The sequence below is a fragment of the Enterobacter roggenkampii genome (assembly GCF_001729805.1).
Taxonomy (GTDB): domain Bacteria; phylum Pseudomonadota; class Gammaproteobacteria; order Enterobacterales; family Enterobacteriaceae; genus Enterobacter; species Enterobacter roggenkampii.
This window is the reverse complement of sequence record NZ_CP017184.1, coordinates 763,740-777,367: the sequence shown is the minus strand read 5'-3', so window position 1 is coordinate 777,367 and position 13,628 is coordinate 763,740. Positions and strand designations below refer to the sequence as shown.

Sequence of the window (13,628 nt, the reverse complement as noted above, 5' to 3'; positions counted from 1 at the left end):
CCATTACAGGCTGTTGAATACGCGGTTTTCTTGTTCCTGAACGCGAATAAACGTCGTACGCTTTGTCAGCTCTTTCAGGCGGGAGGCGCCAACGTAGGTGCAGGCAGAGCGCAGGCCGCCGAGGATATCGCGTGCGGTGTTTTCAACCGGGCCGCGCAGAGGCAGCTTGACGGTTTTACCTTCTGCCGCACGGTATTTTGCCACGCCGCCGACGTGACGGGTCATCGCAGACTCAGAGCTCATACCGTAGAACAGCATAAATTTCTCGCCGTTCTCTTCTACTACGGTACCGCCGCTCTCTTCATGGCCTGCCAGCATACCGCCGAGCATCACGAAGTCCGCGCCGCCACCGAAGGCCTTTGCGACATCACCCGGCATGGTGCAACCACCGTCGCTGATGATCTGGCCGCCCAGCCCGTGCGCCGCATCGGCACATTCAATGACGGCAGAGAGCTGCGGATAACCGACGCCGGTTTTGACGCGCGTGGTGCATACGGAGCCCGGACCGATGCCCACTTTCACGATATCGGCACCGGAGAGGATCAGCTCTTCACACATTTCACCGGTCACCACGTTGCCCGCGATGATGGTTTTCGTTGGCCAGGCCTCACGCGCCTTGCTGACGAACTGTACGAAGTGCTCGGAGTAACCGTTCGCCACATCAATACAAACGAAGTTCAGCGCCGGGTTAGCCTTCAGGATCTGTTTGGTCTTCTCGAAATCCGCATCGGAGGTACCGGTGGAGACCATCACGTGCTTCACCACATCAGCAGAGGCGGACGCCACAAACGCATCCCACTCTTCAGGGCTGTAATGTTTGTGCACGGCGGTGAGGATGTCGAACTGTGCCAGCGCGGTTGCCATCTCAAAGGTTCCCACAGTATCCATGTTGGCAGCGATGATCGGCACGCCAGACCAGGTCTGACCGGAATGCTTAAAGGTGAATTGACGTTCGAGTTCAACGTCTGAGCGACTTTTCAGTGTAGAGCGTTTAGGGCGGATAAGAACGTCTTTGAAACCTAACTTCAGATCTTCTTCGATACGCATGTGCGGATTCCTGGGGTTAGAGGCAAATATGTTAAAAGCACAACTCCAGTGACGCTATCATACGCACTAATACCTGCTCCGCAAGACTGCGAAATTCTCTTTTTTTACGCTACAATCCTATAAATTTACCTGGTAAAAAGCCGGTAAACAGGGCTAAACAGTTGCTGGCGCACCTGAGAGTTTTAATCAACTGATTTTAATAATGAATAATTCCCAGGATTTGATTTAATGGGGTATATCGTTGCATTAACCGGTGGCATCGGTAGTGGCAAAAGTACCGTTGCAGACGCGTTTTCTCGTTTGGGTATCACGATTATCGATGCCGATATTATTGCCCGCCAGGTGGTAGAGCCCAATACACCCGCGCTTAAGGCCATCGCAGAACATTTTGGCCAGGCAATCATCAATGCCGATGGCACGCTAAATCGCCGTCAGCTTCGCGAATGCATTTTTTCCGATTCAGCGGAAAAAGCCTGGCTTAATGCCCTGCTCCATCCCATTATCCACCAGGAAACACAGCGTCAGATAGCCGAAGCCCGCTCGCCCTATGTCTTGTGGGTGGTTCCGCTGCTGGTGGAAAATCAGCTGCATCAGAAAGCCGATCGGGTACTGGTGATTGATGTCGCACCCGAGACGCAAATCCAGAGAACCATGATGCGAGACCATGTCTCGCGCGAGCATGCTGAACATATTCTCGCCGCTCAGGCCACGCGCGCTCAGCGCCTTGCCGTAGCGGATGATGTTATTGATAATAACGGCGCACCAGATGCTATTGCATCGGATGTTGCCCGTCTGCACGCGCAGTATCTGACGTTAGCCGGGCAGGCCGTTGCACAGGAAAAACCATAATGTCGACTCACATCCTTTTTGAGCATCCGCTCAACGAAAAAATGCGTACCTGGCTACGCATCGAATTCCTCATTCAGCAGCTTTCACAACATCTGCCGGTTAACGATCACGCTACGGCGTTGCACTTCTTCCGCAATGTAGGCGATCTGCTGGATGTGATTGAACGCGGCGATGTCCGCACAGAATTGCTTAAAGAGCTGGAGCGCCAGCAGCGTAAATTGCAGGCATGGGCTGAGGTTCCGGGGGTGGACGTAAGCCGTATCGATTCCCTTCGTCAGCAGCTTAAAACCAGCAGCAGCATCCTGATGGCCGCACCGCGCGTCGGGCAGTTTTTGCGTGAGGACCGCCTGATTGGCCTGGTGCGCCAGCGCCTGAGCATCCCTGGCGGTTGCTGCAGCTTCGACCTGCCGACGCTGCATATGTGGCTCCATATGCCACAAGCGCAGCGTGACGCGCAGGTGAACAGCTGGCTGGCAAGCCTGGAGCCGATGCACCAGACGCTGTCGCTGATCCTCGATCTGATCCGTAACTCAGCGCCGTTCCGCAAGCAAACCAGCCTGAACGGTTTCTACCAGGACAACGGTGATGATGCCGATCTTCTGCGCCTGAATTTATCGCTTGGCGAACAGCTTTATCCGCAAATTTCCGGGCATAAGAGCCGCTTTGCGATTCGCTTTATGCCGCTGGACAGCGAAAATGGCACCGTGCCGGAACGCCTCGATTTTGAACTGGCCTGTTGTTAAGGAGTGCCGATGTCTGATGTCACCACCGTAAACTGCCCGACCTGTGGCAAAACCGTTGTCTGGGGCGAAGTGAGTCCATTCCGCCCATTCTGCTGCAAACGCTGCCAGCTTATTGACCTGGGCGAATGGGCGGCGGAAGAGAAACGCATTCCGAGTAAAGGCGATCTTTCGGACAGCGATGACTGGAGTGAAAGCCAGCAGTAATCTGTAAAGCCTGCTGGCGCGTCGCTTAGCAGGCCTTCGGTTGTTCGACTAACCGCAGGATCACAGGTACATTAGCTGGCGGGAATTTTTCGGCATCACTTGCCTGAAGCTCCACCCAGTTACCCGGCTGCCCCTCTTTCCCCCAGGGTTCACCTTCCCAGTTTTCCACCAGCCAGAACCACAGCGTGATGTGTCTGTCCGGAAACTGGTATTCAAGCTTATCAAACAGCGTTGCGCCAAGCGGGGTGATCCCCACCTCCTCCTGAAGCTCGCGAACCAGCGCCGCTTCCGGCGTTTCACCTGACTCGATTTTACCGCCTGGAAACTCCCACTTGTTCGCCATATGGGCGTCGGCAGCGCGCTGGGTGATGAAGATTTGATTTTGCGGGTTGCGAATAATCCCGACGGCAATTTGCAGTATTTTCATATTGTCACTTCCATAAAAAAGGCGCAGAAATCTGCGCCTTTTTGTTTTTTTATGAACTTAGCTCAGACGGCCGTGGCACGCCTTGTACTTTTTACCAGAACCGCACGGGCATGGATCGTTACGACCCACTTTACGATCGCCGGTTTGCGCGGCGATCGCCGCTGCGGCTTCGCTGTCGTCGGTCTGATGGCTCAGCTGTTGCATTTGTGCCAGACGCTCGGCTTCTTCACGACGCTGCTGCTCCATCGCTTCCACTTCTTCCGGCATGCGCACCTGAACCTTGCTCAGGGTGCTGATGACTTCATACTTCAGCGACTCAAGCATAGAGGCAAACATGGAGAAGGACTCACGCTTGTATTCCTGCTTCGGATCTTTCTGCGCATAGCCACGCAGGTGGATACCCTGACGCAGGTAGTCCATCGCCGCCAGGTGCTCTTTCCACAGGGAGTCCAGCGTCTGCAGCATCACGCCTTTTTCGAAGTGACGCATCATTTCAGCGCCAACCACTTCTTCCTTGCGCTTGTAGACGTCCAGCGCGGTTTCGTAGATACGCTCGCGCAGGGTCTCTTCGTGCAGCTCAGGCTCTTTATCCAGCCACTCTTTAATAGGCAGATCGAGGTCAAAGTCGTTTTTCAGACGTTCCTGCAGGCCTTCGATGTCCCACATCTCTTCCAGAGACTGCGGCGGAATGTGCGCATCAATCGTGGCTTTAAACACATCTTCGCGGATGCTGTTGATGGTTTCGCTCACGTCGGACACGTCCAGCAGTTCGTTACGCTGGGTGTAGATCGCACGACGCTGATCGTTAGCCACGTCGTCATATTCCAGCAGCTGCTTACGAATATCGAAGTTGCGGCTTTCCACTTTACGCTGTGCGTTCGCGATCGCTTTGGTAACCCACGGGTGCTCAATGGCTTCACCCGGCTTCATGCCCAGCTTACGCATCATGCCGGACACGCGGTCGGAGGCGAAAATACGCATCAGCGCATCTTCCATCGACAGATAGAAGCGGGAAGAACCGGCATCACCCTGACGACCCGCACGACCACGCAGCTGGTTATCGATACGACGCGATTCGTGACGCTCGGTACCAATGATATGCAGACCGCCGGATGCCAGCACCGCGTCGTGACGCACCTGCCAGTCGGCCTTAATCTGAGCAATCTGTTCAGGCGTTGGGTTTTCCAGCTCAGCCACCTCGGCCTGCCAGCTTCCGCCCAGCATAATATCGGTACCTCGACCCGCCATGTTGGTGGCGATGGTTACCGCAGCCGGATAACCTGCCTGCGCAACAATATCTGCTTCTTTGGCGTGGAATTTGGCGTTCAGTACGTTGTGCTTGATGCCCGCTTTCGTCAGCTCGTGAGAAACCACTTCGGATTTTTCAATGGAGATGGTCCCCACCAGAACCGGCTGGCCTTTAGCAGTACGCTCGCGAATATCTTCGATGATCGCCTGAATTTTTTCCGCTTCGGTCATGTACACCAGGTCCGGCATATCCTTACGGATCATCGGACGGTTGGTTGGAACGACCACGGTATCCAGCTTGTAGATAGAGCTGAATTCAAACGCTTCGGTATCGGCTGTACCGGTCATGCCCGCCAGCTTCTCGTACAGACGGAAGTAGTTCTGGAAGGTGATAGAGGCCAGCGTCTGGTTTTCGTTTTGAATATCCACGCCTTCTTTGGCTTCTACAGCCTGGTGCAGACCGTCTGACCAGCGACGTCCCTGCATGGTACGACCGGTGTGCTCATCGACAATGATCACTTCGCCGTCTTTTACGATGTAGTCGACGTCGCGGGTGAACAGCGCGTGGGCACGCAGCGCTGCGGTCACGTGGTGCATCAGCATGATGTTGCTCGGAGAGTACAGAGACTCGCCCTCTTCCATAATGCCTTCAGCCACCAGCAGCTCTTCGATTTTCACCAGTCCACGCTCGGTCAGGTTCACCTGGCGCGCTTTTTCATCCACGGAGAAGTGACCTTCACCCTGGAAGGTATCCGAGTCTTCTTTCTCCTGGCGCAGCAGATGTGGAATGATTTTGTCGACCTTACGGTACATCTCGGAGCTGTCTTCAGCCGGGCCGGAGATGATAAGCGGAGTACGCGCTTCATCGATCAGGATGGAGTCCACCTCATCCACCAGCGCGTAGTGCAGCTTACGCTGGACGCGCTCTTCGGGGCTGAACGCCATGTTGTCACGCAGGTAGTCGAAGCCGTATTCGTTGTTGGTACCGTAGGTAATGTCCGCGTTATACGCTTCACGCTTGGCTGGTGCAGGCAGGCCAGACATGTTGATGCCGACGGTCATGCCGAGGAATTCGAACAGTGGACGGTTGTTTTCGGCGTCACGCTGCGCCAGATAGTCGTTGACGGTAACGACGTGAACGCCTTTACCGGTCAACGCATTCAGGTAAGCCGGCAGCGTTGCGGTCAGGGTTTTACCTTCACCGGTACGCATTTCCGCGATGCAGCGTTCGTTAAGCACCATCCCGCCCAGCAGCTGAACGTCGAAGTGACGCATGCCGAACACGCGCTTACTTGCTTCACGCACGACAGCAAATGCTTCCGGGATCAGGCTTTCTAAGGTTTCACCTTTTTCCAGACGCGCACGAAATTCCGCCGTTTTCGCTTTCAGCTCATCATCAGAGAGCTTCTCCATCGCCGGTTCCATACCGTTGATGACGGCAACAGCTTTGCGCATACGGCGCAGGGTACGATCGTTACGACTACCAAAAACTTTAGTTAATAATTTGATTAGCATAATAAATTCTCAAACGCCCCATCATGGGCAGATAAATTAAGGTATTGAAAAAGTTAATTTAGCTGAGGCGTTGAGGCCCGGCGCGAATGCCGTGAACCTGGCTAATCCAGGTTGAAACAGAGAATGAAACAGGAGGAACGAGCGCGCGTTGCGCCGTCTGGCGAACCATGACCGGCGGCTGGCTATCCTGCGTGAGCAGCGCGTTGAGCGTGTCCAGCAGGGCAAGATGCTGCGCCTGCACCGGCAGCGCCTCTTCCGCAACAGGCATTGCCTGCGGCGCCATCGCGAAGGAGAGATGGCGGATAACCGTGCGGATAGCGTGCTGGTGCCAGTAATCAACGGAGAAATTCGGGCGGCGACTGGCTTCAAGCCAGGCGAGATTTGTAAAGTTAACCCGCGTATTGAGATCGTGTTTGCTGGTAGAGGTCTTCGTCGGCGTCGCCGCTTCGGCACCGTTGCTGAGCGCAGGCAAGCCGAAACTCGCCGCGACCATCCCTAATAAGAGATGCGGCCAGAAGTAACGTCTGCCAAATTGTCGCCAGCGCGTCAGTATTCCGCTCACTTGCTCCACCACATAAGCCAGCCTGTTACAGGCTATCTTCAGTTATTTTTTTAAGCGCCCAGATATTACCACTAAAGCCAATACACATCAGCAGGAATGAGGCGCCGCCGCGGGGAAAAACGGTCAAGAATGCAGCTAACGCACACACTTTCTGCGCAAGACAGACTAGAAATAACGCAGGGGCAAACAAAGAAGGGTAAAAATAAAAACGACTGGTCTTCCTGGCCGGAGAGAGTACCAGGTTAACCAGTCGATTTTTTACGAAACGGCGTGAACCGTTACGCCAGAACCATGCTTGGCGCTTTGAAAGCCAACGGCAATTCTGCTTCGTCTTCGAAGGTCACATATTCCCAGGCTTCCTGTTTTGCCAGGACGGCCTGCAACAGTTTGTTGTTCAGCGCATGACCGGATTTGAACGCGGTAAATGCACCAATGATGTTGTGACCACACATGAACAGGTCGCCGATAGCGTCCAGCATTTTGTGACGAACGAATTCATCTTCGAAACGCAGGCCGTCTTCGTTCAGTACGCGATAATCGTCAACAACGATGGCACAATCGAAGCTGCCGCCCAGGCACAGGCCGCGGGACTGCAGATATTCGATATCACGCATGAAGCCAAACGTACGGGCTCGGCTGATCTGGCGCATAAACGCATCGGCAGAGAAGTTCATCGCATAGCGCTGGGTGCTGGAATCAATCGCCGGATGGTTAAAGTCGATGGTAAAGTCCAGCGAGAAACCATTGTACGGTTTAAATTCGGCCCACTTGTCGCCATCTTCGACGCGAACGGTCTCTTTGATGCGGACAAATTTCTTCGCGCAGTTCAGTTCTTCGATGCCGGCATCCAGCAGCAGATAGACGAACGGTGCAGCACTGCCATCCATAATCGGGATTTCTGGCGCGTCGACTTCAACAATAATGTTGTCGATACCCAGACCCGCCAGGGCGGCGTTCAGGTGCTCTACGGTAGAAATCCGCACGTCATGCTCGTTCACCAGACAAGTACAGAGCATAGTATCACGCACAGATTTGGCATCGGCCGGAAAATCTACCGGTGGATTCAAGTCGGTGCGACGATAGATGACCCCGGTATTGGCCGGCGCAGGGCGTAACGTCAGCGTGACTTTCTTGCCGGTATGTAAACCGACACCCGTCGCCTGAACGATACGTTTAAGTGTCCTTTGTTTGATCATCGTATAATCTCGCCAAATTAACTATCCAACCGAGAGTGTATATCACTAACGGTGGGCCAGTTTAGCACAAAGAGCGCAAATCCCCTAATTCCAGCCAATTCTTAATCAGCTTGCTTACGCAGGAACGCCGGGATATCCAGATAATCTGGCTCTTTCGCCGTTTGCGGCGTTGGGTCGTTCACCACTTTCGCGGCCGGTTTCTGCTCCTGAGTCAGCGGAGACATACCGTGCTGCTGGTAACGATCCATTACCGGTTGCTGAGTCTGCTTGTTAGTCACTAAGGTGATCTCAGGACGCTTGTCCATACCGATACCGGTTGCCACAACGGTAACACGCAGCTCGTCGTTCATTTCAGGGTCAAGTGAAGTACCGATTACCACGGTAGCGTTGTCAGAGGCGAACGCACGGATGGTGTTACCCACGGTTTCGAACTCATCCAGACGCAGGTCAAAGCCAGCGGTAATGTTGACCAGCACGCCGCGCGCACCAGACAGGTCGATATCTTCCAGCAGTGGAGAAGAGATAGCCATTTCAGCCGCTTCTTCTGCACGGTCTTCGCCGCTCGCCACGCCAGAGCCCATCATCGCGTAGCCCATTTCAGACATCACGGTGCGAACGTCTGCAAAGTCAACGTTCATCAGGCCAGGACGGGTAATCAGTTCAGCGATACCCTGAACCGCGCCTTTCAGCACGTCGTTTGCTGCGCCGAAGGCGTCAAGCAGGGAGATACCACGACCCAGAACTTTCAACAGTTTGTCGTTCGGGATGGTGATCAGCGAGTCCACATGCTTGGACAGCTCGGTGATACCCTGCTCCGCGAAGGCCATACGCTTCTTGCCTTCAAAATTGAAAGGCTTGGTCACGACAGCAACGGTCAGGATACCTAAATCTTTAGCTACTTCAGCGACAACAGGTGCTGCGCCGGTACCGGTACCGCCCCCCATACCTGCTGCGATGAAGACCATGTCCGCACCTTCCAGTGCAGCGCGCAGGGCTTCACGATCTTCTTCAGCCGCATTGCGACCCACTTCCGGGTTAGCCCCAGCTCCCAGCCCTTTGGTGATACCACCGCCGATCTGGATAGTCTGGCCTACCGCCGTCTTACGCAGTGCCTGCGCATCGGTGTTAACCGCGAAGAATTCAACACCTTCAATGCGTTCACGCACCATATGCTCTACGGCGTTACCGCCGCCGCCACCGACGCCGATGACTTTAATCACCGCGTCGTTGGTCAGTTCCATAGGTTCAAACATAATTTCTCTCTCCGTTGTGCCTGTCGCCCGAGACCGCTAATTCTCTCCGGTCTCTTAAAAAAATTAAAACTCTTTTCGCAACCAGTTGTTCAGTCGTTTGACCCACGACCCCACTGAGACGCGTTTTTCCACTTCCGCTTCACCACTGAGATGAGATTCCTTCCCGTAGTGGAGCAGGCCCACAGCCGTTGAATAATACGGCTCCTGAGCATAATCCGTTAAACCGGTGATATTCAGCGGCGCCCCAATACGTACCTGCGTATGGAAGACGCGCTGCGCACAGGCCGCAAGACCTTCAATTTGCGCTGCACCGCCGGTTAATACAATCCCCGCCGCAAGATGATGTTTAACACCCTGCTGACGAAGCTGTTCCTGTAACTGTAAAATTTCTTCGTTGACCAGGTTGAGCAGCTCGGTATAGCGCGGTTCGATCACCTCTGCCAACGTTTGGCGCTGCAGGCTGCGCGGTGGACGACCACCGACGCTTGGCACTTCAACGCTCTCATCTTTGCCAACGATAGAACCCAGCGCACAGCCGTGGCGCACTTTAATCGCTTCTGCATCGCTCGGTGGCGTACCAAAAGCGTAAGCAATATCGCTGGTCACGACGTTCCCTGCGTACGGGATCACTTTGGTGTGGCGCAGCGCACCGCCGGTATACACGGCCATGTCCATTGTACCACCACCAATATCGACCACACAGACACCCAGTTCACGTTCATCTTCGGTCAGTACGGAATAACTTGCCGCCAGACCGGCGAAAATAAGTTGGTCAACTTTCAGGCCACAACGTTCAACGGCTTTTACAATGTTCTTCGCCATATCGTTGTGACATGTGATCAGGTGCACTTTTGCCTGCATACGAACGCCTGACAGACCAACAGGGTTTTTGATCCCTTCCTGGTAGTCAATCGCATATTCCTGCGGGATCACGTGCAATACGCGATGCTCATCGCGAACACGCACGGACTTCGCCGTATGCACAACGTTTTCAACGTCTTCCTGCGTCACTTCCTCTTCGGAAATCGGCACCATACCGATTTCGTTCTGGCAGCTAATGTGCTTACCAGAAAGGGCAAGATAGACAGAAGAAATCTGGCAATCTGCCATCAATTCAGCCTGATCGATGGCGCGCTGGACGCATTTCACCACCGATTCAAGATCGTTTACCCCACCTTTATCCATACCACGTGACGGGCAACTGCCCACGCCAATGATATTGACCATACCGTCGGGCAGAACTTCCCCTACTAAAGCGGCAACCTTCGCGGTGCCAATCTCCAGTCCAACTACCAGTTTTCTGTCCGTCGCCTTGATCATTGTTGTTCTGCCTGTACCTGTGCCTGATTCTGTTGCTGATTAGGTTCCTCGACCGGAGCCGGTACCCAACCGACTGCTGCGCCTGAGTCATAGCGCAAATCAACGTAGCTTATCCGTTTGCCGTCAGTCTGTGCCTGCTGCTGTAAAACCGGGTAAAGTTCGACAAAACGCGCCAGACGCTTCATGGTGTCCCCGCGTCCCAGGTTGAGCTTAATGCCGTTCGTTAACGTAAGCTGCCAGGAGCGGCGCGCCGTCATCGCAGCATCTTTTAACGTAAACCTGTCCTTCGCCAGCACCTGGCCCATTTCACGAAAACCCTGTAACACCTCGTTTTCGCTGCCTTCAGGGCCATACAACATCGGTAAATTCTGCTTGTTGACACGATCGGTCGGGACGCTGAAGGAATTTCCGTCGACGTCAACCATGTGCTGATCATTCCAACGCGCAATGGGCACATATTCAACCAGATGAATCTTCAATTCATCAGGCCATTGCTTTCTTACGCTCGCCTGTTTTATCCATGGCAGACGTTCAATCTGGCTTTGGATAATATTGACGTCCTGCGTCATAAAGGTGCCAGGCGAGCCCAGCGCCAGTATTGACTGGCGAATATCGTCGTTACGCGTGTAGTGACGCTCACCGGTGACCACCAGCTTAGAAAGCGGCAACCGCTGCGCATCTTCCATCCAGCCCAGGACCATCCAGCCGCTGATAAACACGGTGCACAGCACCCCGAGCAGGAAAATGATGCCTGCAAGACGCGTTCCATTACTGCGGCGTGAAGAGGTGTATTCTTCCTCGTCATCGCGGTTGCGCGTGTTCAATGCAGCCTGAGACATATCAGCCCGCCTGGTCCAGAATGCGTACGACTAACTGCGAGAAGCTCATCCCCGCCTGACGCGCAGCCATCGGCACAAGGCTGTGGCTCGTCATACCCGGAGAGGTGTTGGCTTCCAGCAGATAAAATTGTCCATCCCGGTCCTGCATCACGTCGATGCGTCCCCAGCCCTGGCAACCCAGAACATGCCAGGCTTTAAGCACCAGGGACTGTAAATCGGCTTCACGCTCAGCTTCAAGACCACTTGGGCAGAAATATTGCGTCTCATCAGAGAGATACTTCGCCTCATAATCATAGAAGACTCCGGCGGGTTGGATACGGATTGACGGTAAAATTTCTTCGCCAAGCATCGCGACGGTAAATTCCGGCCCGCTAAGCCATTTTTCTATCAGAACTTCATCATCATGTTGAAATGCCAGCGCTAAAGCGGACGCTAAATCGTCAGCTTTGTCGACTTTGGACATTCCCACGCTGGAGCCTTCCCGGCTGGGCTTTACAATAACCGGTAAGCCCAGCTCAGCAATGCGTGCATTAACGCTATCCGGCAGGCCCAATTCAAATTCGCGACGCGTCAGTGCCACCCATGGCGCAACAGGTAAACCTGCGCCCTGCCACAGCAGCTTGCTGCGCAGTTTATCCATAGAGATAGCAGACGCCATCACGCCGCTGCCGGTGTATGGCAGACCGATCAGATCCAGAAGCCCCTGCAGGGTGCCGTCTTCGCCGCCACGACCGTGTAAAGCGATAAAGACTTTATCGAAGCCCATGGCTTTTAACTGCGTCACGTCGACCTCTTTTGGATCGACCAGGTGCGCATTAACGCCACCTTCACGCAGGCCCGCCAGTACAGCGGCGCCGGAATTCAGGGAAACCTCGCGCTCGGCGGAGGTGCCGCCAGACAGGACAGCAATCTTATCAGCCATGATGCTCATCCTCCTGGTTTTGCGGCTTCAGTTTGATTTCAGCTAAGGTACGGGCGATTTTGCCGATATTTCCCGCGCCCTGAATCAGAATCAGATCGTTACCTGTCAGGACCGGTGCCAGAATTTCCGCCACCTGCGCAGGGTCAGAAACCAGAATAGGGTCAACTTTACCGCGTCCACGAATGGTGCGACACAGAGAACGACTGTCTGCACCAGGAATCGGCGTCTCGCCTGCGGCGTACACATCCAGCATTAACAGGGTGTCTACCTGTGACAGGACGCTGGCGAAATCGTCATACAGATCGCGCGTACGCGTGAAGCGGTGCGGCTGGAACACCATCACCAGATTTTTGTCTGGCCAGCCTGCACGAGCGGCTTTGATGGTGGCGTCCACTTCGGTCGGATGGTGGCCATAGTCGTCCACCAGCATCGCCGTACCGGCTTTACCGTTCACGGCATCCAGCGGGAATTCACCGAGGAAATCGAAACGACGCCCGGTGCCCTGGAAGCTTTCCAGTGCGCGCAGAATCGCATCATCATCAATGCCTTCTTCCGTCGCGACGGTCACTGCCGCTGCAGCATTGAGCGCGTTATGGCGCCCTGGCGCATTCAGCGTCACGTGCAGCAGCTCTTTGTCCTGACGCGCCAGCGTGAAGTGTCCCTGCGCGCCAATCTGTTTGTACTCTTCCACGCGGACGTCAGCGTCTTCGCTGAAGCCGTAGGTGGTGATTTGACGACCCACGCGCGGCAGCAACTCGCGGATCACCGGATCGTCCACGCACATCACCGCACGCCCGTAGAACGGCAGGTTGTGCAGGAAGTTGATAAAGGTCTGCTTTAAGTTCTCGAAGTCACCCTGGTAGGTATCCATATGGTCAGCTTCGATGTTGGTGACAATCGCCACCATCGGCTGCAGGTGCAGGAACGACGCGTCGCTCTCGTCCGCTTCAGCAATCAGATAACGACTGTGGCCCAGACGCGCATGTACGCCCGCGGCTTTGACCAGACCGCCGTTGACGAACGTCGGGTCGAGACCCGCTTCTGCATAAATACTGGAAACCATCGCCGTGGTCGTGGTTTTACCGTGGGTCCCGGCAATCGCGATGCCGTGGCGGAAGCGCATCAGTTCCGCCAACATTTCGGCACGGCGGATCACCGGAATGCGCGCGTCGTGAGCGGCAACGATTTCCGGGTTGTCAGAAGAGATGGCGCTTGAGACCACCACCACGCTCGCATCGCGCACGTTTTCCGGGCGATGGTTGAAATAGATAGTCGCCCCAAGCGACGCCAGCTGCTGCGTTACAGGGTTTGGCGCCAGGTCAGACCCGCTGATCTGATAGCCTTCGTTAGCTAACACTTCGGCAATACCGCCCATGCCGGCACCACCGATGCCAACAAAGTGAATGTGCCGGACGCGACGCATCTCGGGCACGATTGAACGCAGTTTTGCCAGTTGTTGTGTATTCATTCTCTAAACGCCATCGACTACTTAAAATTCGTGCC

At 54.7% G+C, this 13,628-nt stretch carries 13 protein-coding genes; 3 read left to right on the top strand and 10 right to left on the bottom strand.

Going from position 1 to position 13,628, the window contains the following annotated elements; translation table 11 throughout:
• Positions 1-3: 3 nt before the first annotated feature.
• Positions 4-1,047 (bottom strand): GMP reductase, encoded by a 1,044-nt coding sequence (locus BFV67_RS03565; protein ID WP_023293282.1) that lies wholly within the window; start codon positions 1,045-1,047, stop codon positions 4-6.
• A gap of 228 nt (positions 1,048-1,275) precedes the next feature.
• Here BFV67_RS03565 and coaE point away from each other — a divergent pair, with 228 nt between their 5' ends.
• Genes coaE through yacG form a run of 3 tightly spaced genes read left to right on the top strand, consistent with a single transcriptional unit; the run spans position 1,276 to position 2,843 of the window.
• Positions 1,276-1,896 carry a dephospho-CoA kinase gene (gene coaE / locus BFV67_RS03560; protein WP_008501971.1) on the top strand — a complete coding sequence of 207 codons (621 nt, stop codon included), beginning with the start codon at positions 1,276-1,278 and terminating at the stop codon, positions 1,894-1,896.
• On the top strand, positions 1,896-2,639 hold the full coding sequence (gene zapD / locus BFV67_RS03555) for a cell division protein ZapD (protein WP_008501972.1): 744 nt from the start codon (positions 1,896-1,898) through the stop codon (positions 2,637-2,639). The genes coaE and zapD overlap by 1 nt, the downstream gene beginning before the upstream one ends.
• Positions 2,640-2,648: 9 nt before the next feature.
• Positions 2,649-2,843 carry a DNA gyrase inhibitor YacG gene (gene yacG / locus BFV67_RS03550; RefSeq protein WP_021240519.1) on the top strand — a complete coding sequence of 65 codons (195 nt, stop codon included), beginning with the start codon at positions 2,649-2,651 and terminating at the stop codon, positions 2,841-2,843.
• Between the two features lie 25 nt (positions 2,844-2,868).
• Here yacG and mutT read toward each other — a convergent pair whose 3' ends face one another.
• The 9 genes from mutT to murC form a co-directional block, all read right to left on the bottom strand.
• The gene (mutT, locus tag BFV67_RS03545; protein WP_069597877.1) at positions 2,869-3,270 is read right to left on the bottom strand and encodes an 8-oxo-dGTP diphosphatase MutT; all 402 of its coding nucleotides are present in this window, start codon (positions 3,268-3,270) and stop codon (positions 2,869-2,871) included.
• Positions 3,271-3,327: 57 nt separating this feature from the next.
• A complete protein-coding gene (secA, locus tag BFV67_RS03540) occupies positions 3,328-6,033 on the bottom strand; it encodes a preprotein translocase subunit SecA (RefSeq protein WP_021240521.1) in 2,706 nt (901 codons plus the stop codon).
• Positions 6,034-6,091: 58 nt separating this feature from the next.
• Positions 6,092-6,595 carry a secA translation cis-regulator SecM gene (gene secM / locus BFV67_RS03535; RefSeq protein ID WP_072207144.1) on the bottom strand — a complete coding sequence of 168 codons (504 nt, stop codon included), beginning with the start codon at positions 6,593-6,595 and terminating at the stop codon, positions 6,092-6,094.
• Between the two features lie 278 nt (positions 6,596-6,873).
• On the bottom strand, positions 6,874-7,791 hold the full coding sequence (gene lpxC / locus BFV67_RS03530) for a UDP-3-O-acyl-N-acetylglucosamine deacetylase (protein ID WP_008501977.1): 918 nt from the start codon (positions 7,789-7,791) through the stop codon (positions 6,874-6,876).
• A 101-nt stretch (positions 7,792-7,892) separates the two neighbouring features.
• Entirely contained in the window at positions 7,893-9,044 is a 1,152-nt protein-coding gene (gene ftsZ, locus BFV67_RS03525) for a cell division protein FtsZ (RefSeq protein ID WP_008501978.1), read from the bottom strand.
• A gap of 63 nt (positions 9,045-9,107) precedes the next feature.
• Complete coding sequence (ftsA, locus tag BFV67_RS03520) at positions 9,108-10,364, bottom strand: cell division protein FtsA (protein ID WP_006173845.1); 1,257 nt, start codon at positions 10,362-10,364, stop codon at positions 9,108-9,110.
• A complete protein-coding gene (gene ftsQ / locus BFV67_RS03515) occupies positions 10,361-11,203 on the bottom strand; it encodes a cell division protein FtsQ (RefSeq protein WP_008501979.1) in 843 nt (280 codons plus the stop codon). Before ftsQ ends, ftsA begins: the two co-directional genes overlap by 4 nt.
• A 1-nt stretch (position 11,204) precedes the next feature.
• A complete protein-coding gene (locus BFV67_RS03510; RefSeq protein ID WP_021240523.1) occupies positions 11,205-12,125 on the bottom strand; it encodes a D-alanine--D-alanine ligase in 921 nt (306 codons plus the stop codon).
• Positions 12,118-13,593, bottom strand: coding sequence for a UDP-N-acetylmuramate--L-alanine ligase (gene murC, locus BFV67_RS03505; protein ID WP_059365092.1), 1,476 nt, complete (start codon positions 13,591-13,593; stop codon positions 12,118-12,120). The genes BFV67_RS03510 and murC overlap by 8 nt, the downstream gene beginning before the upstream one ends.
• Positions 13,594-13,628: the final 35 nt, after the last annotated feature.